The organism is Cellulosimicrobium sp. NPDC030954 (assembly GCF_055571305.1).
Map to the genome: position 1 here is coordinate 100,773 of NZ_JBVIFN010000005.1, position 18,059 is coordinate 118,831.

10 protein-coding genes are annotated in these 18,059 nt (G+C 70.8%); 3 read left to right on the forward strand and 7 right to left on the reverse strand.

What is annotated here, in order from left to right; all coding sequences use genetic code 11:
• Positions 1 to 38: 38 nt before the first annotated feature.
• Complete coding sequence (locus ACZ402_RS11890) at positions 39 to 4,985, reverse strand: class I SAM-dependent DNA methyltransferase (RefSeq protein ID WP_375825029.1); 4,947 nt, start codon at positions 4,983 to 4,985, stop codon at positions 39 to 41.
• The gene (locus ACZ402_RS11895) at positions 4,985 to 8,023 is read right to left on the reverse strand and encodes a helicase-related protein (RefSeq protein ID WP_375825030.1); all 3,039 of its coding nucleotides are present in this window, start codon (positions 8,021 to 8,023) and stop codon (positions 4,985 to 4,987) included. The genes ACZ402_RS11890 and ACZ402_RS11895 overlap by 1 nt, the downstream gene beginning before the upstream one ends.
• A gap of 257 nt (positions 8,024 to 8,280) precedes the next feature.
• On the opposite strand from ACZ402_RS11895, the gene ACZ402_RS11900 reads away from it, so the two are divergent.
• Complete coding sequence (locus ACZ402_RS11900) at positions 8,281 to 8,667, forward strand: hypothetical protein (RefSeq protein WP_375825031.1); 387 nt, start codon at positions 8,281 to 8,283, stop codon at positions 8,665 to 8,667.
• A 41-nt stretch (positions 8,668 to 8,708) separates the two neighbouring features.
• Positions 8,709 to 9,260, forward strand: a complete 552-nt coding sequence (locus ACZ402_RS11905; protein ID WP_375825032.1) for a hypothetical protein — start codon at positions 8,709 to 8,711, stop codon at positions 9,258 to 9,260.
• 88 nt (positions 9,261 to 9,348) lie between these two features.
• Here the strand turns inward: ACZ402_RS11905 and ACZ402_RS11910 are convergent, their stop codons facing one another.
• Together ACZ402_RS11910 and ACZ402_RS11915 are read right to left on the reverse strand one after the other, a co-directional pair.
• Positions 9,349 to 11,745, reverse strand: coding sequence for a HelD family protein (locus ACZ402_RS11910; protein WP_375825033.1), 2,397 nt, complete (start codon positions 11,743 to 11,745; stop codon positions 9,349 to 9,351).
• A gap of 110 nt (positions 11,746 to 11,855) precedes the next feature.
• Positions 11,856 to 12,695 carry an HNH endonuclease gene (locus ACZ402_RS11915; RefSeq protein ID WP_375825034.1) on the reverse strand — a complete coding sequence of 280 codons (840 nt, stop codon included), beginning with the start codon at positions 12,693 to 12,695 and terminating at the stop codon, positions 11,856 to 11,858.
• 228 nt (positions 12,696 to 12,923) lie between these two features.
• Between ACZ402_RS11915 and ACZ402_RS11920 the strand changes: the two genes are divergently transcribed.
• Positions 12,924 to 14,171 (forward strand): ATP-binding protein, encoded by a 1,248-nt coding sequence (locus ACZ402_RS11920; protein ID WP_375825035.1) that lies wholly within the window; start codon positions 12,924 to 12,926, stop codon positions 14,169 to 14,171.
• 18 nt (positions 14,172 to 14,189) lie between these two features.
• Here the strand turns inward: ACZ402_RS11920 and ACZ402_RS11925 are convergent, their stop codons facing one another.
• The 3 genes from ACZ402_RS11925 to ACZ402_RS11935 form a co-directional block, all read right to left on the reverse strand.
• Positions 14,190 to 15,500: an FAD-dependent monooxygenase gene (locus ACZ402_RS11925; protein ID WP_375825036.1), complete on the reverse strand. Its 1,311-nt coding sequence runs from the start codon at positions 15,498 to 15,500 to the stop codon at positions 14,190 to 14,192.
• A gap of 158 nt (positions 15,501 to 15,658) precedes the next feature.
• On the reverse strand, positions 15,659 to 16,303 hold the full coding sequence (locus ACZ402_RS11930; RefSeq protein WP_375825037.1) for a response regulator: 645 nt from the start codon (positions 16,301 to 16,303) through the stop codon (positions 15,659 to 15,661).
• Between the two features lie 42 nt (positions 16,304 to 16,345).
• On the reverse strand, positions 16,346 to 17,905 hold the full coding sequence (locus ACZ402_RS11935) for a sensor histidine kinase (RefSeq protein WP_375825038.1): 1,560 nt from the start codon (positions 17,903 to 17,905) through the stop codon (positions 16,346 to 16,348).
• Positions 17,906 to 18,059 lie beyond the last annotated feature (154 nt).

Sequence of the window (18,059 nt, forward strand, 5' to 3'; positions counted from 1 at the left end):
GCGGAACTGCTGACTCGCTCGTGCGAGTCAGCAGGCGTCTACGCTGGCATGGCGGGCTCGGCTCGTGCCGCGAGGCGGCGCTCGAACTCGGCGTAGGCCTGGCGCATATGGGCCTCGCGGTCGAGGGTCTGGAACGGGAGCTCGTAGGTGTAGGCGACGCCGCTGCCCGGGTGGACGGCGGTGAGGTCGTCCTCCGAGAAGCGGCCGTCGTTGCCGCCCTTCTTGCGCCACGTGGTCAGGACGGTGTTCGGGACGAGGCGGCCGTTGTCGTCGTAGTGGTCCCGGTTGCGGTCGTAGCCGTAGAGCACCGGGAACTGGGTGCGGTAGATGGTGCACAGCTCGTCCGCGGTCAGACCCAGCGACAGCGCCACCAGGGCGTCGATCTCCAGCAATGCCTGGCGGCGGTCCTCCGCCCGGCGCAGCGGCGTCTCCGGCGTCCACACCGGGTCGACGTCGCCGAGGTCCACCCAGCCCGTGCGCTCCGGCAGGCCGGTCCACAAGTCGTCGCGGAATGCCTCGTCGTAGCACTCGGCCCAGAGGTCGGCGTAGGCGTCGGTGACGCAGTTGAGGCGAAGGCCACGCAACAGGATCTCGTTCTGGAGGCGTTCGTCGACCATCGGGAGTCGTTCGACGGTCGTGGCGGAGATGGTCGACTTCGGTGCGGAGCGCACCGCGAAGTCATGAATCAGCGACCCTGCGATGGACCCGACGAGTGCGATGGTTCGCGACCCGGCGGCGGGTGCGCCCAGCGACGAGACCCCGTGGATGTGCGCGGTGCCCGGCGGGATGATCGCCGGGATGAACGTGCGCTCGCCGGTGTTTGCGGCCATGTTGCGCCAGGCGAGGCGGTAAAAGGCGCGGGCGGAGACGGTCTCGGTGCGGACGGTGGTGCCGTCGGCGCGGGAAGCCGTCTCCACGTGGCGGATGAACTTCGGATCCACGGCGGGGGAGTCGTCGATGGGCTTGCCGTCCGGGCCGACGACGACGTCGCGGGTCCAGTGCGTGTACGCCGCGTCGTAGGCCTTGCGGTCGCCGCGCGGCTTGTACGACGTCGCCGGGATCGTGGTTGCGCCGAGATCTTCCAGGTCAACGGCGGTCCAGTCCCGTTGATTTGCCATTGTCGGGTTCGGGTTCTTGTTGGCGGGATTGCCGACACCGACGTGCGAACCCTGAAGGATCGCGTCTCGCCAGGCTCCGGGTTTACCCCAATCGGACTCGAAAAGGCCTCTTGTGCGGTCGTTCTTCTCGTGCCATCCCGCTGAGAACTGGAGGCCGAGCGACCCGATTCGCGGCGCGGAAGCAAGAGTACCGAGTACCCCAGCCGTCGCCCGGTTCACCGCGTAGACCATGCGACTCTGGCGCAGGGGAACATCGACACCTTCGAGAATTTCATTCCACGTGCCGAGTACTTCGTCGTCGACGTGGACGATTCGGGCGGCGTGAGGTCGTAGGTCCCACTGGCCATCCAAGTCCTTGATCCCAGGCTCCGCGCCTGTTCCGTCGTGGAGGAGTGACCTTTCTACCGTGTCGGGGTGGTAGAGGGACGCCGATTGGAGGAAGCGGGGGCGGCCGGTATCGCCGTAGATGTTGATGCCGTATAGCTTCTGGTTTTGGATCTCGAAGAGTTGGAGCTCATTGATGAATTGCCAGTGGCGACGCAGGCGTTCGTAAGTTGCGGCACGGAGGAGACCCGCTCGTTCGTCCGTGAAATGGGACTCGAGGTGGATGAGGGCGGTCGTTCCGGCCGTGGACTGATGCCGCCAGGTCTGCTCCATGAAGCAGCGATACAGGTCGGGCTGTAGCCCGGCCAAGTGTGGGTAGTCCTGAACGGAGCTGACGAACTCCTTGGTCACTTCGACGTCACCGACCGCGCCGACGACGAAGTCGACCATGCCCTCGGTGGCGAGGGCAGACTCACGGTGAGCAGCGAGCTCCGACTGTGTCGCCTTGTTCTTGAGTTGCCACCACGGGTCGGCCTCGGCGAGCAGGGCTTCAAGGTCTACCATCGGCCGGACCCACGGCGGGTTACCCACCTGAAGGTCGAACCCACCGCAAGCGGCGAACACCGCGGCAAAGTCGAGCTCCCAGTGGAAGAACCCCTGCTGAGCGGCAACCCGTTGGCACACGACGAGCCACGGGTGCTCGCGCAGCACTCGTTCCGGCGATGCGACACCGGCGAACGAGAGCTCGAGCTCTTCGGCCTCGTTGAGCTCGTCCCAGTCGGCAGTCGACGCAAGGGTCTGGTCGCCGCCGGTCCACTTCCGTCCACGCCCCGAGGCTCCGGTCTCGGCGTGGACGCCGAGTACGGCGCGCAGGCCGGCGATCCACTCGTCCAGGGTCGGCGGTTCGACGCTCTCCTCGGAACCGTCGTCAGACTTGACCCGGGTTAACCCATCAGTCAGCGGCCAGAACCACAGCGCCGACCACGCGTCCATGACGAGTCGGAGCCGCTGGTACGCGCCCTTCGCGTCGGCCAGTGCCTCTTCGATCTGCTTGCGCGTGACGGCGCCGCCGACGGGCAGGTCGTCGGCCCCCCACACGTCGATGGACCGGCGGATCTGGTCCTCGGCGATGCGGAGCCGCTGGTGCGCGAGGTCCCACAGCGTCTCGACCCGGTGCGCGAGGTTGACCAGCTCGTCAGCCTGCTTCTTCGACGGCGTCACGAGCATCGACTTGCGCCAGGCCTTGAGGCGGGCCAGCGCCTCGGGGGCGAGTTCCTTGGCTTCCTTCGCCTCGACGGCCGAGCCCCAGCCAGCGGCGGGGAGCAGGAAGTGGTGGATCCTCCCGCCCACGTCGCCGAGCGAGCTGGACCGCCCGGCGGAGCGGTCGGCGTCTGACGGCGCGAGCGGCACGTCCGTGGGTACCGCGGTGAGCCACGCCCGCTTGGCGAGCTGGTCGCGGCGGTACACCGCACGTCGGGCACCGATGAGGGAGTTGCCGCGCTTGAGGTGCAGGCCGAACCACGGCGCCTGCAGACCCTCGCCCATCGTGTCGAGCCACAGGGAGATCTCGGCGAGCTCGACGGCGGTCCCGTTGAGGTCCACCCCGTACACGTTGTGCAGGGCGATGTACGCCTTGACCTTCTGGAGCTCGGCGGCGTAGCGGTCGGGGTCGATCCGCTCGCCCGTCTCCGCCTGCTTGCGCCGCAGGTACGCGGCGGCGAGCTGGCGCACCGCCTCGATGGCGAACGCGCCGGAGCCGAGGGCCGGCTCGCACACCGTGAGGTCGAGGATCTCGCGCGCCGACATCGTGCGGGGGACCTCGCGGCCCTCCCACTCGACGGAGCCCTCCTTGACCTCGTCCGGCCCGATGAGCTCGACAAGCGCCTGCGACACCGTGAACCGGGTCAGCACCTCCGGCGTGTAGTACGACGCCGACTGCTGCCGCTCCCGGCCCGCGAGCCGGAACACGAACGTGCCCTGCTCGTGCACCACCGGCTTCTGCTCGCCCGTGACCGGGTCCGGCGCGGTGACGAAGTCCTTCGATGCGATCGACTGCGACCGCACGACCGGCACCACCCACGAGCCCTTCTCGGCGTTGCCGTCCTTGGCGACCTCGTGCAGGTCCTCGGTGGCGAAGAAGCCCGTGTAGCTCATGAGCCCCTCGTACACGGCGCCGAGCTGGTTGATGCCGAGCTCGGCGTACGAGATGAACCCGCGGTCCTTGCCCTTCGACTCCTTGCTCAGCAGCAGGTGCCGCAGCACCTGCTGCAGCGCCGCGTTCCCCAGCCCGACGGCGTCGATGTGCGCGGTCTTCGCCGGCAGGAACAGGTCCGCCTTGAGCGGCTGGAACGTCAGGCCGTCCGCCCCGTCGTCCACCCGGCGCACCTCGCCGCCGACCCGCTCGTCCCGCGCCGCTCCTGCCGCGCCGTCGTGCCCGGCGTCGACGAGCCGGAACAGCGTGCCCAGCGACTGGTAGAGGTGCGTGCCGTCCTCCGCACGCGGGCCGGAGATCTCCACGAGCGTCAGCTCGCGCAGCCGGTCCAGGCTGTAGCCCTGCTCGTACGTCGGGTCGCCGACGGGCAGCACGCCCAGCTCCGGGGACGCCTCCGCGAACAGCAGGAACAGGATCCGGTACAGGAAGCGCAGCGACTGCCCGGCGAGCTCCTGCGCCTCGGCCTGCGGCAGCGGGTCCCGACCCTGCGCGGCACGGCGCCGCACCACCTCGTTCGCGATGATCTCGATGGACAGCCGCACGCCCTCGCGCAGGTCCTTCGACACCCCCACGGTGTGCTTCACCGACTCGTCCAGCACGCCCGGCCACCACAGGTTGCCTTCGGGGTCGGGGGCGAGCGACGCCGCCTCGACGCACGTCAGCGCCGTGTCCGTCTCCCCGCCGCGCTTGTCGTCCGCCCGCTCGGCCACGAGCTGCAGGTCGACGGCGAGGTAGCGGCCCTCCGCCCAGCGCGCCTTCTCCGCGACGAGCATCCACCCGCCCGCCAGCACGAGCGCGAACTCGGGCGCGTCGTCCTGCACGAACAGGTACGACAGCAGCCGCGCCACCGAGTGGATCTGCGTCGTGTCGTCGACGGCGTACGGCTCGAGCAGCGTCCGGTCGCGGGGCGACGGCTTGTCCCGGTCACCCTTGGCGAGCAGGGACTCGACGTCCTTGACCGCCACCGCCTCGACGATCACGAGAGGAGCCGCGGCTTCCAAGCCGGTCGCGTGGACCCGGACCACCGGGCCATCCTGCTTCGACTGCAGCGCGACCGACGTGTAGCCGAGCACCCTGCGTAGCTCTGCGTAGAGCTCGGGCAGCACGGCGAACCGGCCGCCCTCCTCGCCCAGCCCCGCCAGCGTCGACAGCAGGCTCGCCCGCGCACCCACGAACCGGGCACGCGTCGTCTGCTCGCCCTCCTTCTCGGCGTCGTCCCACGCCTTGCGGCGCTCCAGCACCCGCGTCCGGAAGGACTGCTTGCCGTCCGACCCGACGTAGTGCTCGCTGATCCAGTCCTCGCCGACGACGATCGCGTCGCTCGCGGCCATCAGTGGTTCTCCTCGGTGTCGGGCTGGTCGACGGGGACGACGACGAGCAGGGGTCGCAGCAGGGTGCGGTGCGGCACCATCTCCCGCGCGAGGCGGGTCTCCTCGTCGACGTCGGACTGGCGGCTCGCGATGCCGGACCTCGCGGCCGCGGCCTCGCGGCCGATGAGCGCCGACGCCTCCATGCGCCAGTGCTGGCTGCGTCGCAGCCACGCCTCGACGCGCTCCTGCGTCTCGGCGCGGATCGACTCGATCTGGTCGCCCACCGACGCCTCCGCGGACGCGACGGCCTGGCGGACGAACGGCTGGAGCGCCTCCGCACCCGGGATCGCTCCCGTGTTGGTGGTGCCCACGCGCAGGTGCGCGACGGCGTCGGCGGACGACGCGTGCTGCGACGCGAGGCCGAATGACGGGCTGTCCGGGTTGGGGAACGCGACCGTCTGGTACGACGTCGCGACGACCTGACCCCGGACGTTGTACAACGCCGCCTGCACCAGCACCGTGAGGTCCTCGACGCCGCCGCGCACGGCGAACACCTGGCGGCGCTGCAACGTCGAGAGCACACGGTCGGACGCCCAGTCCACCACCGGGTGCAGCGGCCCGAGGAAGTGCGCCTCCGGCCAGGTGGAGCGCGACTCCGCGCTCTTCGCGTTCACCAGCTCCTGGGTGCCGCGCGCGGTCGCCGTCGCGAGCCGCAGCGTCTCGGTCACGTTCCGGTCCGTGAGGTACGACTGCGGCAGTACCTCCAGCCGCTGCTGCAGGTCGCGCGGCGGCTTGAGCGAGGCGAGGGACTGCTGGGGGTAGGTCTTCCACGCGACGCCGTTCGGAGGCTCCTGCCCCGGCGTCGTGCAGATCTGGGTGAGCGCGTCCTCCAGGAACGACAGCTCGTCGTCGTAGACGCCCGTGCTGCCGCCGGTCTCCACCGTCGAGGCGTAGGTCTCCGGCTCGGCGGGAGCCGCGGCGCCCATGCCCATCAGACGCGCCAGGAGGCCGGCGGGACCGTCGTCGGCGACGACCTCCTCGACCTCCTTCACGACGCTCTCCAGCGACCTCGCTCGGCGGAGAACGTCCGCGATCGCCTTCTCCTCGGCCTTCACCGAGTACTCGCCCATGAGCGACGCCGTGTCGCCGAGCGCGGTGTGCGCGTGGTGCTCGCGCTTCATCAGACGGGTCAGCACGCGGAGGTCGCCGCCGAACTGTCGGGTCGTCTGCGGGTCCAGCAGGAGGCTGGTGATCTGCGGGGCGTGCTTCTGCCCGTAGCGGTCGATGCGGCCGTTGCGCTGCTCGATGCGGATCAGCGACCACGGGATGTCGTAGTGCACCAGGTGGTGGCAGTGGCTGTGCAGGTTCACGCCCTCGGACGCCACGTCGCCCGTCACCAGCACGCGGATCGGCGACGACGCGAGCTTGAACGACTCGACGATCGCCTGCTGGTCGACGTCGGACAGGCCGCCGTGCAGCACGACGACGTTCTCGTCCGTCAGCCCGAGGTCCTGCACGAGCTTCTTCCGGAGCCAGCCCAGGGTCGCGACACGCTCCGCGAAGACCACCGCGCGCATCTCCGCACCCTTGCGGACGCCGATGCCTCGCAGGTGGTCGAGCAGCGCGTCGTACTTCGCCGACGGCTCGGTGAGCGAGCGCCGGGCGAGGCCGTGCAGGCGCGTGAGCGCGGCACGCTCGGCGTCTCGCGTGCCGGTGCCCGACGCCGCTCCCGGGCCGGGCGAGGCCAGGCCGGGAAGGTGCGCCTCGCCGTCGGGCACGGGGCTTGTGTCCGTGGTGTCCGGGGCGACGAGCGAGTCCTCGTCGTCGGACTCCTGCCGGCCGCCCTCCAGGACGCGCAGCCGCTTGCGGATCGACTCCTCCAGCGCGGCGGGGGAGGACAGGAACGCTTTGGCGAGCGTCCACGGGAAGAGCGTGGCACCACCCTTGCCGGAGTACGGGCTCGCACCACCGGCAGGCCAGAGCCACGTGCGCTCCAGCTCGACCGCGATCTCCTCCTCGACCGGCGACGCCGGGACGAGCACGTTCCGCGGTTCCCTGCGCTCCGCCCAGTCCGCCCCCACGACCGACGCGACCTCGGGCGAGTGCCGGTGCCGACGGACGATCAGCCGCTCCACCTGCTTCTCGTCCAGTTCCACGCCGTCGGGCTTGACGGCGGACGGCTCCAGCATCCGGACCAGCGCCGCGAACGACCTGGGGTCGCCGTTGTGCGGGGTGGCGCTGGCGAGGACGAGCGCGTCCGTCTGGCGGGAGAGCATCGTCGCGAGGCGGAAGTTCTGCGTCGAGGAGTTCGTCACGTTGTGCGACTCGTCGATCACGACCGCGTCCCACCGGTGCTTGCGCAGGTGCGCCACGTACTTGTCGGACTTCAACGTGTCGATCGAGATGATGACCCGCTTGAAGAACGCGAACGGGTTGCGGTTCGCCGGCAGCTTCTGCCGGATGCGCTGGATGCCCGTGCTGTCCAGGCGGACGAACGGCAGGGCGAAACGCGTCCACAGCTCGAACTGCATCTGCTCCAGCACATGCTTCGGCGTCACGACGAGGATCCGCTCGCCGCGCCCCCGCCGCGCGAGCTCCGACAGGATCATGCCGATCTCGAGGGTCTTACCCAGGCCCACCGCGTCCGCCAGCAAGATGCGGGGACGCAGGTTGTCCGGGTCCAGAGCCTTGCGCACCGCCGCGAACTGGTACGGCAGCGGGTCCGCCAGCGCCCGGTGCGCCGTCGTGAGCGCCGGGTCCGCGATCGGGACCGGCGTCTTGCGCAGCATCGCCTCGAGCCACAGGCGCGACGTGCGGTACCTGGGCGAACCGTCGGCCACTACCGTCGTCTCCGCCGGGTCCGCGACCGCGACGTCGTCGAGCGCGGTCGAGAAGACCGCCTCCGTGTCACGCACCAGCTCCGACAACCCCACGACGTGGACGAAGTGCCCGTCCGTCGTCGGCTCGATCTGGGTGACCAGCCACTCCTCGTCCCGGACGACAACCGTCGACCCCGGGGCCGCGGTGAACTCTGTTCGTGACTCCGCCGTCGCTGTCACGTGCCTGCTCCTTGCGTGGTGCCATGTCTGTTCGAGTGAGGGTCTGCGCCCGCACGTTGCTCGGGTCATCTTCTCCCGGAACGCGGCCCGTGCGTTCCGTTGGAAAGTCGACGATCGGGATGCCCTGAGGGTATCCGCGAGGTGTGTCGAGGATGTCCGGGTTGCGGGTGAAGTTCTGTGCTGGCCGTATCACCGGCCGTCGCGGCCCAGTAGCGTCTGCGCCTGCGTGCTCATCGGGGAAAGAGGGGACTCGGCCCATGGCTCAGAGCGACACCGTTCCACCTTCGATCTGGCGGACATGGAAGCCCTACGCGGCCATCGCTGTCGGCATCGTGGGTGTCATCTGGTGGTACAACAGCCAGTCCTCGATCGCCGACCTCAAGGACGGGTCATACGCCTGCCAGGCGGTGTACGTCAACGAGTCCGGCAAGTACGAGCTGCTTGTCGACGCCGCGGGGAACGGCTTCGCCGGCCAGGCGACGGTACGCGCTGGGGAGGTCGTCGAGATGACTGGAGACGCGAGCTTCTCGTCGACAGAACTGGGCTCCGTCACCATCCGGAAGAGTGGAAGCTCGCACTTCCACGCGACCGACGACCCCGCGGTCCACAGCTACAACGCCGTCGCTTGCGACCTCGCACGATGAGGGAACGCCAGCCGAGCCCCAGAACTGCCGTGGGCGGGGTCGTGGGTCTCGCCGTACTTCTCGGCGGTTGCACCGCGCCGTACGCGCCGCAGAGCGACGACCACGGCTCGTACGGGACCGGTGGTGGCGAGGCAGTGGCGGCGTCGTGCAGTTCGCTCCTTGAGCGTGTGATCTCTCGTCTGCGAGCCGGTGACACAGACGGCGCGATCAACGGCGAGCTGGACGCGTTGGGGGCTGAGTGCCCGACGGAGTACGACGTCTTCGTCGACTACGTCACGCTCACCTCGTTTGCCGAGGTCGCGGGCAACGACTCCTGCGCCGAGATCGCAGCGCACGACGTCATGCCCGCCGCCCTCGACTTTGCCGTTCAAGAAGGACTCTGCTCGGCTGGCCCGGTAGACGACCTGACGGTGGCCCCGACCTGGTCCTGCGGCTATTCGCCCACTTACAACGACGACTGGCACGACGACGTGGTCTGCACCAATGGTGCCGACGAGCAGCGTCCCTACCTTCGCGAATGGGACGATTTCATTTCGGAGGACGAGATCATGGAGTCGGCAAGGGAATACGAGGCGCAGTTGAACGCCGGATAGCGCTGCCGGGCCATGTGGTCAACACCTCGATCCGCGTGTGCAGGTCATTGACAGGAACGTCGTCGAAGGGCGCGTCGCGCTCCCGAAGTCAGGGCTGCTGCGGTCCGTTCCGGTCAAGGCGCTCGAGCGCAGCCGACAGGACGTGTCGCCACATGCGCGGGGGTGCGTTCTCCTCCAAGAGCTCCAGAACGTTCTGCGCGTGGAACTGCACCGTCTTCTGCTGAGCAGAGGTGAGGCCGACGAGCGCCGTGCCATGAGGAGTGCTTCCAGCTGCTTCGAAGTTCCCCGAAGGCGCCTGCGCCGGCTCTGGTTCGGGCTCGGGCTCGCTAGCTTTCGGTGAGAATGCAGTCGCAAGAGTTTCAACGGCTTCGGGCGCTGCCGACGGGACAGCCGGGCCCTGCGGTGAGCTGACCTGGTCCGACTCGGGCGCGAGTGCCTGCGGGAGAGTGCCCACGGGGTAGACGACGTCGAGGTACTTCGTCGTGCGGGTGAGCGCGATGTAGAGCATGCGCTCGCCGTGAGGCCCCGCACCGACGATCTCGGCGGGGTCCACGACGACGACAGCATCGAACTCGAGGCCCTTCGCGGCGACCGGGCTGACAAGGTTGATCGACGCACCGAGTGCGCCGTTGTCCGCGTCGTCCCAGTTGATGTCTTCGTCGCGCAGCGCGGCGACGATCTCTTCTCGCCGGGCGTCCGGGCAGACCACACCGAGGAACCTGCCCTTGCCGGAGTGCTCCTGGATCGCCTCGAGCACGGCGCGAGCGACCGATGCCGGCTCTTCCTCGCGGAGCTGGGGAGCGCGTGGTGCGTCGCGGACGACGAGAGGTGCTGTGACACCAGGTGCCGCCGTCGGCAGCAGCTTCGCGGCGAGATCCATGACCTGCCGCGGGACGCGGTACCCGTACTTCAGCTCGACGGACTCGTGCGGGAGCGGCGAGCGGAGAAGTGCGACGACATCGTCCCAGCTGTCGCGCGCCCAGAGGCCGGTCGACTGGGCGATGTCGCCGACGACGGTGAACGCGCCGTTCGCCGAGCGGCGTCGGATGGCCAACCACTGCATCGGGGAGAGGTCCTGAGCCTCGTCGACGACGATGTGCCGGTAGGACTCGTTCTCGCCGCCCATCTCCGCTGCCGCGTGGTCCAGCAGGACGACATCCTCACGTGACCAGGACTGCTCCGACATCCGCTGGGCCGACGCGCGGCGCAGCAGCTGGATCTCGCCGACGGTCAGTGACGTTCCCTGCGCTGCAGACGCCAGCCGCACGAGCGACCCGAAGAGGTCGCGCACGTACGACTGCGGTGACAGCTGAGGCCAGATGCGCTCCACGGCGTTGTCGATCTCGGTGGCGTCGAGAAGATCGCGGACGTCCCCCGTGAGTCGGTCGCCGTCGTCCTTGGCGCGCCGACGAGCCTTGACCGCGATCTCGGAAGCGAGGCGCTCGCGGAAGGCGCCTCGGCCGACGGAGTAGGGCTTGTCGCTCTCGTCGTCGATCAGGGCTGCCAGCTCGTTCGGTTCGAGGCGCACGCGCCACGAGACGCCGCGCACGGTGAACGGCTGGTCCTCCGTCGGGAAGCGCAGCCGGTCGCGCAGGCCCTTCGCCAGGACGTCGACCATGCGGTCGTCGCCCTTGAGTCGTGCTGCTGCCGGATCCTCCTTGACGTTGACCGTGACCGGCTTTCCGAGCAGCCCGGTGACGTCGGTCTGGCGTACGTGCTCGTCGCCCAGCTCGGGGAGCACCTTGCTGATGTACCGGGTAAACGTCGGGTTCGGGCCGATGACCAGGACCTCGTCAGGTGCGACGTCACCCTCGTAGAGGAGCGAGGACACGCGGTGGAGCGCGACCGCGGTCTTCCCCGTGCCGGGCCCGCCCTGGACGACGAGCAGCTGCTCGGCGTCGGCGCTGATGAGTGCCGCCTGCGCCGCCTGGATCGTCTCGACGATCTGGCGCATCTCCGGCTTGCGCTCCTGCTCGAGCGCATCGACCAGCAACGAGTCCTCGCCCATCACGTAGGCGACGGGATCCTGTCCGGGGTCGAGGTCCTCCAGCGCTGCGATGCGCCGGGCGAGCTCGGCAAAGACCGTGTCGCTCGTCTCCGTGATCGTGTTGACCGGCTGGACGTGGTAACGCCTCTGACGGAGGACGTCGCCCGGGTCGTGTGCGGTCGCCGAGGCGAGCCCCTGGACGAAGCGGGCCTTCCACGAGTAGACGAGGACGTCACCGGCGTCGTCCCGCACCCCAGCGCGCCCGACGTAGAACGTCTCGTCCTCCGTGTCGATCCGGAGGTACGCGGCGGCGTCCGAAGGATCTCCCAACGTGTCGTCGGCCTCGGCGTTCGCCTTGAGCCTGCTCGCGGCCTTGTTGTCCCCCGCAGCCGAAGGCGCCGCGCTGCGCGCGGCCCGCTTCGCTTCCCGGACGTCGCGGGCATGGGTGAAGTAGGCCTGCTCGTCAGCGAGCGACGCGGCGACCGGCGGAGTGTTCACACGTCTCCTTCGATGTGGTTGCGCGAACACTAACCCGTACCTCCGACACGGGGGCGAAACCACCTCGCGGTTTCACCCGCGCCGTGAAGCGAGTGACCTTCGTGAGCGGGTTACGGGCGTCCAAAGCGTTCGAAGCGCCATGCAAGGAGCTCTCGGTCGGGTCTGTCGGCACGACGGCGGGGGAGCGTGAGGTGGCGCCCGTGCATCTCCTGAAGGCCGTGCTTGAGCATCGGGCCGTCGATCTCCGCGAGCAGCTCGAGCGCGATGCGTACCTCGCCGTCAGGCGTCACGCCGAGCATGTTCTGGTCGTACGCAGCGTGATGGATCTTGCAGAGGGCGAGCCCGTTGTTCACGGTCGGCAGTCCACGCTCGTCGCTGTCCGGCACGATGTGCGCCGCGTCGAGCAGTGCGCCGTGCTTGAGCTCGCAGATCGCGCACCGGGTCTCGTAGGCGACGAGGACGCGGGTGCGGAACGCCGGCTGGTGCAGTCGCTGCTTGGCGAGCCGGAGCGCGTACTCGCGCTGCGGGGTCGTGAGGTGGGCCGGATCGGGGATGAACCGGAAGGCCTCGTCCAGGGCGATGAGGAACTGGCTGTTCTCCGGCTCGTCGTCCACGACGTACACCGGGGCGACCGGGGTGTAGATGTTCGGGACTTCCTTGCGGAACAGGATGAGCGGCATCCCGCTCGTCATCGCTTCGCGGAGCTTCCGGTTGTCGCCCGACCACGGGTCACCGGCGCGATACGCGTAGTGCAGGAGGCCGTCGTCGGACTCGGTGTCGTCGTACGGGCCGTGCGCCGAGCTCACGATGGACAGCGTCGACGAGAAGCTGTGCGGGTTCCGGATCCCGCGCGAGTAGTCGATCACCGGGAGCTTGCGGCCGTCGATGTGGAAATCCAGCAGCTCGTCGCGGTGGAGGAACCCTCCGTTCGCCTCAGCGCGCTCGTGCACCCACTGGATGATGCGCGTGCGAAGCGCAGTTTCAACGGCGGATTCCATGCCGGAAGCTCATCAGGCACTCTCGCGAAGAGCAAGCGTCCTTGGGGTGAATTGTCGAGTGTCAGCAACTCCGACCTGCTCTGTTGCCTCGGCCATGTGCAGCGTAGATGTCCTGCTAGACGTAGCGTAGAAAGTCTGCTAGAGGTAGCCTAGAGGCCCTGCTAGAGGTAGCGTAGCTGGGTGGATATCTACCGTCGACGTGTCATCGACACCGTCCTGGATGACGTGCAGCCGTCGTTGCGGGCGGTCGTCCTGCAAGGTGCCAAGGGCGTGGGAAAGACCGCGACGGCCAGCAGGCGTGCGCGAACCGTGATCCGCCTTGACCGGGAGGTCGAGCGGACGACGTTCGCCGCTCAGCCCGATATGCTCGCGGAGCTCCCCGGCCCGGTGCTCATCGACGAGTGGCAGCGTTGGCCGGAGTCCTGGGACGTCGTGCGTCGGGCTGTCGACGACGGATCACCTCGGGGACGGCTCCTCCTGGCGGGGAGCTCTGCGCCGCGGGGAGCGACCGTCCACTCGGGGGCGGGCCGCATCGTGCCGTTCCGGATGCGGCCGCTGAGCCTTGCGGAGCGCGGAGTCGCGGAGCCCACGGTGAGCCTCACCGCGCTGCTGCGTGGAGGTGCGACGATCACGGGCGACAGCGGCCTCCGGCTGACCGACTACGCGGAGCAGATCGTGGCGACCGGGTTCCCGGGAATCTACGACGAGCCAGCGCAGACGCGTCCCGCTCTCATCGACGCCTACCTGGAGAACCTCGTCCAGCGGGAGTTCCCCGAGCAGGGCTACCCGGTACGCAAGCCACAGGTCCTCGCCGCGTGGCTGGCTGGGTATGCCGCCGCGACCTCGACCACGACCCAGTACAGCCGCATCCTCGACGCGGCCACTCCGGGCGAGGCGAACAAGCCGGCACGGACCACGACGCTCGCGTACCGCGACGTCCTCAGTGGGCTGTGGGTGCTGGACCCGCTTCCCGCGTGGCTGCCCACGCGCAACGAGTTCGACCGGCTCGCGAGCACCCCGAAGCACCAGCTGGCAGATCCGGGGCTCGCGGCACGACTGCTGCGGGCCTCTGCGGCGTCGCTCGTCCGCGGTCGACGCGACCATCTTCTGGGGCCGTTGTTCGAGCATCTCGTGGCGATGTGCGTGCAGGTCTACGCCCTCGCCAGCGGCGCGGCCGTCTCTCATCTGCGGACCCGCAACGGTGACCACGAGGTGGACGTCGTCGTGGAAGGCCCCGAGGGGAGCGTCGTCGCGATCGAGGTGAAGCTAACGCCCACCCCGTCCGAGGCGGACCTCCGGCACCTGAAGTGGCTCCGGCAGCGGCTCGGTGACGACCTGGCCGACGCTGTTGTCGTCACGACCGGGCCCCGTGCGTACCGCCGCCCAGACGGGATCGCCGTCGTCCCGGCGGCGCTCCTGGGACCCTGACACCCTGCCAAGCCCTCTTCAGCTCGGTGGCCGCCAGCCCAGCACCCCGCGGAGCGCCCACGCTCCCAGTGCCGCGCTCCACGGGCCGGTGAGTTGTGCGCCCAGGTCGCGGACGGTGGTCACTGCCGGGGAGGTGGCGCGTGACATCGCCGCCGTCCGCGCGGACAGCGTCATGATCTTCTCGACGCGCGGGCGGCGCTCGTCCGACCACCGCTGCAGCGACGCGGGGACGTCGGCGCCGCCCGTGCCGCCGCCCGTCCGCACTCCCAGCACCACAGCGTCCTCGAGCGCCTGGCATCCGCCCTGACCGACGTTCGGCAGCATCGCGTGCGCGGCGTCGCCGACAAGCGCGACGCGGCCGGTGACCAGCGAGGCGGGGGGAGCGGGGAGGTGCCGCAGCTCGTGGCACAGCACCGCGGCGGGATCGACCGAGGCCAGCAGCGAGGGGATCGGCGCGTGCCAGTCAGCGAGCCGTTCGCGGAGCTCCGCGAACGACGCCGGGACCCCGGCGGCGTCGGCGACGGACACGTAGGAGTACACGCGCCCGTCGGCGAGCGGCACGATCCCGACGACGATCCCGCGACCCCACGTCTCGCTCCCGACCGCACCGCCCGGCTCGCCGGGCGGGGCCTCGGCGACGAGCCGCCACGCCGTCGACCCGCCCGGTTCCGGCCCCGGCGCGCCTGGCCACCAGTGCCGCCGGGTCGGCGAGTCGATGCCGTCGGCCGCGACGACGAGCGCCGCCTCGATCTCCTCGGTGTCGCCCGGTGACCGGTCGTCGACGCCCAGCCGATCCGGCGACGGCTCCCCGTCCGAACGCCCGTCACCCTGTCGCGGCGCGTCGCCGCTCCGCCCGATGGCACCGTCCCGTCCGACGTCACGGCACTGCCCGACGGCGTCGCGCACCCGCACGCGCGCGGGCCGTCCCGCGTCGCCGGGGTCCACGACGGCGGCGTCGACGCCGAGCCGCAGCGCACCGTCGGGCAGGGCGTCGGCGAGCATGCCGACGAGCTGGGCGCGGTGCAGCACGAGCGTCTGGTCGCCGAACCGGGCGCTCGCGGCGGACGCGTTGGCGCGGACGAGCCAGCGCCCGTCGGGCCGGCGCAGCCCGACCTCGCCCTGGAGCGCGGCGAGGTCGCGCAGCCGGTCGCCGAGGCCGAGCGCGCCGAGCGCGCGGACGGCGTTGGGGGCGACGGCGATCCCGGCCCCGACGGGTTCGAGCGAGCACGCGCGTTCCAGGACGGTGACGTCCCACCCGGCGCGGGCGAGCGCGACGCCGGACGCGAGCCCGCCGATCCCGCCACCGACGACGACGGCCCGCGCGCTCACCACTCGTTCTCACCGCAGAAGATCACGGTCGTGACGCTACCGGCGCAGCGGGTGGTGCCACGTCCCCCGCGCGGGGGAGTGCCATCGGGTGCCGGGCCGCGCCGCGGTCGCGCCGCTGACTGCCCGCACCGTCGCCGCCAGGTCGGCGGGTTGCGCCGCTACCCCGTGGCCTGGGCGACGACGATCGCGAGCTGGGTGCGGTTCGCGACCCCGACCTTGGCGCACGCGCTGGAGAGGTGCGTCTTGACGGTCGCCTCGCCGAGGTAGAGGCGACCGGCGATCTCGCCGTTGGACAAGCCTTCGACGAGGAGGCGCGCGACGTCCAGCTCGCGCTCGGTGAGCGCGGCCAGGCGTTCCCCGGCCACGCGTCGGGTGGCCGCACCGGGGTCGGCACCGACCTGGGTGATCATCGTCTTCGCCGCGCGGGGCGACAGCGCGCCGCCGCCCCCGGCGACCGCGCGGACCGCGGCGACGATCTCCGCGGGTTCGGCGTCCTTTGCGAGGAACCCGTCGGCTCCAGCACGGACCGCGTCGAGGATGATCTGCTCGGTGTCGAACGAGGTCATGGCGATCACGCCGGGCGGGTCGGGGAGCGCCCGGACCGCGCGGGTCGCGACGACCCCGTCGACGCGCGGCATCCGCAGGTCCATGAGGACGACGTCCGGGTGGTGGGCCTGGACCGCGGTGACGACCTGGTCGCCGTCGGCGGCCTCGGCGACGACGTCGAGCCCGCTCGCCTGCAGGATGGTGCGCAGCAGTCGGCGGACCATCGCGTCGTCGTCGACGACCATCACCCGGATCACGACGCGAGACTAGCGGTGAGCGCCCACGCGGGGCAGCGACGGTCAGCGGCCTCGACGGGTGGCAGGCTGCACGGTCGGCGGGTCCCAGGGCAGGCGAGCATGCACGACGAACCGGCCGCCGTCCACGCCGGCGTCGAACGTGCCGCCCACGGCCTCGCACCGCTCGCGCATCCCCACGACCCCGGCACCGCCGCCCGGCACACCGGTGCCGCCGACCGTGGCGCCGGGCTCACCGAGCAGCGGGGTGGTGTACGGGTCGAGGTCGCGCGTCAGCGCGTTGCGCACGGTGATGGTGACGCCGTCGCCCGGCCGCGCCCGGACGTCCACCTCGGCCCTGGCCCCGGGCGCGTGCTTCATGACGTTGGTCAGAGACTCCTGCACCACCCGGTACACGGCCCGCGTGAGCGCGGGCGGCGCGGCGTCGGCGTCGCTGACGAACACGGTCGCCGCGAGGTCGACGCCCGCGGTCCGGGCGTCGTCGAGCAGGGTCGCGAGGTCTCCCAGGGCGGGCGCGGAACCGGTGTACTGCTCCGACCCGGCGCGCAGCGACGTGATGAGGGCGCGCATCTCGTCGAGCGCGCGGTGCGCCGAGGACCGCATGGTGCGGGCGGCGTCGACCACCCCGGGGTCGTTCGTGGTCACCTCGAGCGCGGACGCCTGGAGGGAGACGACGGAGAGGTTGTGCGCGACCGTGTCGTGCATCTCACGCGCGATGAGCTCGCGCTCGTCCTGACGCGACAGCTCGGTGCGCAGCTCGTCCGCCTGCGTGCTGAGCGCCTCCGCACGCCGGTTCTCGGCGACGGCGACCTGCTGCGCGGCGTCGGCACGCCCGAGCGCCCGGCGCAGGAACCCGGCCCCCACGGACAGGCCGAGGCACAGCAGGGTCAGCACGACGTACCCCACCGGGTCGAGATAGGACGTCGCCGTGCTCCCCACCGGTGTCGTGGAGAAGATCACCCCATCACCGTCGCGTGCCGCGTCGCGCCAGAACGAGACCCCGACGGCGAGCGTTGTCGCCGCGGCGCACAGCGCGACGACCTTCCACCGCCGCTCCCGCGCGATCACGAACGGCAGCGCGACGAGTGGGGCCATCGCGCCGACGGGAGTCAGGATTCCCGCGGCGGCGGTGGCCAGGCACACGACGACGGCGTGCCGGTCGCGCCACACGACGGCCGCCGCTAGCCCGGCCGCGAGCACCCACCAGAGCAGCGTGAGCCCGATCCGCCACCCGGCGGGGTCCGGGCCGAGCCCGATGTTGTCGTACGTCGCGCTGACGATCCCGACGCCGAACGTCGCGCTCGCCGCGGCGACGGTGCCCAGGACGGACCACGCCCGGCCGAGCGGCGACGGCCCGGTGGCGGACGCGACGGGGTAGGGCCCGTCGGCGTGGTGGTACGGCGGCGGGTACGGGTGCGAGGAGAGCGGTGGGCCCGACGGCGGCCGTGTGCCGCCCGGGGGCGGGCCCGCCCAGATCACGGGCGGGGTCGGCTGGCCCGCGTACGGGACAGGGTGTCGTGGCGGAGGGCCGCCGGCACCGCGGGGAGCACCGGCGCCGTACGGACCGGCCGGAGGCGGTCCGGGCTGCTGCGGTGGCGGGTGCATGGGCGCGAGCCTACGGGCACCCGCCGACGGCGGGGCTCCATCGTTCGGCCGGGGCCGGCGGTTTGGGATCCACCGGTCGGGGTGCCGGGTCGAGCCGGTCGGGGGATCCCCCGGATCGACCACGACGCGCACTCTCGTCGTCGAGACCAGCACG

What these genes read in the sequence shown, in the direction of transcription:
- ACZ402_RS11890 (WP_375825029.1), bottom strand. Translation starts at nt 4,985, where the DNA reads ATGGCCGCGAGCGACGCGATCGTCGTCGGCGAGGACTGGATCAGCGAG.
- ACZ402_RS11900 (WP_375825031.1), top strand. Translation starts at nt 8,281, where the DNA reads ATGGCTCAGAGCGACACCGTTCCACCTTCGATCTGGCGGACATGGAAG.
- ACZ402_RS11935 (WP_375825038.1), bottom strand. Translation starts at nt 17,905, where the DNA reads ATGCACCCGCCACCGCAGCAGCCCGGACCGCCTCCGGCCGGTCCGTAC.